The sequence below is a fragment of the Rhizobium sp. PEPV16 genome (assembly GCF_008919455.1).
Lineage (GTDB): Bacteria > Pseudomonadota > Alphaproteobacteria > Rhizobiales > Rhizobiaceae > Rhizobium > Rhizobium leguminosarum_Q.
Map to the genome: position 1 here is coordinate 1 of NZ_VSZV01000054.1, position 1,866 is coordinate 1,866.

Consider the following 1,866-nt stretch of genomic DNA (forward strand, 5'->3'; position numbering starts at 1 on the left):
GGATATCGGGCACCAGCCGGCCGAGCATTTCGCCCGCTTCCTGGGCGGCTTTGACAGTATCACCGGACATCGCGCCGATTTCCGCAGCCGCCGACTGGCTGCGCTCGGCAAGCTTGCGCACCTCGGAGGCAACGACCGCGAAGCCCTTGCCGTGCTCGCCGGCACGTGCCGCTTCCACGGCGGCATTGAGAGCCAGCAGATCGGTCTGACGGGCGATCTCCTGGACGATGCCGATCTTCTGGGCAATCGTGCGCATCGCATCGACAGCGCGAGAGACGGCTTCGCCGCTCATCTCCGCGTCCTTGGCCGACTGGCGGGCGATCTTTTCTGTCTGTGCAGCGTTATCGGCGTTCTGCTTGATGTTGGCGGCCATTTCTTCCATCGAGGCGGAAGCCTCTTCGGCCGAAGCCGCCTGTTCGGTGGCGCCCTGCGACACCTGCTCGGAGCTCGAGGACAGTTCCTGGCTGCCGGCCGAGACATTCTCAGCGGCGGCGATCGCATCGGCGACGACGCCGCGCAGGCGCTCGACCATCTGCTCCAGCGCGACGCCGAGCATATCCTTCTCCGAAAGCGGCTTCGGAGAGACAGTCAAGTCGCCGTTCGAGATCTGGTTGGCGATCGTTGCGGTAGTGCGCAGGTTCGCCGTCATCCGGCTCATCGAATGGACGAGATCGCGGATTTCGTCGTTGCTCTTGTGCTCGATAGTCTGTTCGAGATCGCCGATGCTGACGGCATCGGCAAGGTTGACGGCGCGCTTCAGGCCGCGCGAAATGTTGAGCAGGATCCAGATTGCTGCTGCCGACGAGACGATGATCAGGCCGATCGTCATCATGACCAGCAGATTGCGCGAGTGCGCATACTGGTCGTTGGTGGCGGCGTCGGTTTCGGCGACATTGCCGGTCACCGTGTCGTTCAGCTTGGTGAGGATGCTGAGAAGCTGGGTCGTCACCTGCTGGCCTTCGCCCATCGAGATGACGCCGGCCTGAGTGTTGGACTCCGTCGTGTTCTGCGTGGCGAGACCGGCGACGCGATCCTGCAGCGCTGTCCACTTGCCGTAGAGATCGCCGAACTGGCCCATGCCATTCCTGATATCAGGGTCTTCCGAAGAAGCGAGGCGAGCCTGCAATGTCTTGATCTGCTCGCGCTGCTGCGAGATCTCATCGACATAACCGGCGATCTTGGTCGGATCGGTGTTGATGATCGCATCCTTTTCGGCGCGGATCGAGCGCATCACGGCATCGGAGAGATCGCCGGAATCGCGCAGATTGGCGACCGGACCGGCAACCATGATCGAGATCTCGCTGTTCAGCGACGAGAGATTATAGATCGAAAGACCGGCCATCGCACAGGTCAGGAGAACGATGAAACCGAACACTAGGCTCAGTTTTAATTTGATTGTGAAGCGCATTTCAAACCCCCGTTAGTACCGCGGCGGATATTCCGCCAGATCGCAGATCGTGCCGTCGCAAAAACGCTTCATGCGTCACCGGCGGAGCCGGCATGACCAGGTGCGTCCATGCACCGGTTCAATCGAGGGCCGCTATCCACCGCGGCCCCCAGCTTCTGCATCGGAAAAGCCCTATGCGCTTTCACGGAACTCGTCATCGGCCGTATCCGGCCCTCCCATCGACATGTCGAGGGCAAAGCCCTTCACGCGGGCCTGCTGGCCGGCGACCGTATTGGCAGGCGCCTTGCTGACAGGTTTGCGCGGTGCGGCCGGAGCCCGGCTGCGGGCGGTGAGTTTTGTAGCCGGTGCGCGCTCGCGGCGCCCGCCTGCCATGTCGACCTTGAAGAAGGCGATCGATGTCTGCAGCTCTTCCGCCTGGGAGGCGAGTTCCTCCGAGGTTGCCGACATCTGCTCGGAGG

Annotated in this window: 1 protein-coding gene and 1 pseudogene; both read right to left on the reverse strand. The window is 62.4% G+C overall.

Features of this window, described 5'->3' with window-relative positions:
- The coding region (locus tag FY112_RS00455) for a methyl-accepting chemotaxis protein (protein ID WP_151517360.1) at window positions 1-1,408 on the reverse strand (1,408 nt) is incomplete at its 3' end.
- Window positions 1,409-1,579: 171 nt separating this feature from the next.
- Window positions 1,580-1,866: pseudogene (locus tag FY112_RS00460) on the reverse strand (methyl-accepting chemotaxis protein); the annotation flags it as partial.